The 255-nt window shown below is 58.4% G+C and carries 1 pseudogene; it reads left to right on the forward strand.

Annotated features, from left to right (window positions below):
• Positions 1–255 (forward strand): annotated as a pseudogene (locus AB0J29_RS37090) (hypothetical protein); the annotation flags it as partial.

Genomic DNA, 255 nt, shown 5'->3' on the forward strand with positions numbered 1-255 from the left:
CGCGAACAAGAACGCCTCCGCCGCGAACAAGAAGAAAAAGACAACGCACTCCGCGAACAAGAACGCCTCCGCCGCGAACAAGAAGAAAAAGACAACGCACTCCGCGAACAAGAACGCCTCCGCCGCGAACAAGAAGAAAAAGACAAAGCACGCCGCGAAGCAGAACGCCTCCGCCGCGAGGAAGAAGAAAACGCCCGCCGCGAAGCAGAACGCATCCTCCGCCGAGAAAAAGAAGATCGCGCACGCCGCGAAGCA

The organism is Nocardia sp. NPDC049707, assembly GCF_040674855.1.
GTDB lineage: Bacteria > Actinomycetota > Actinomycetes > Mycobacteriales > Mycobacteriaceae > Nocardia.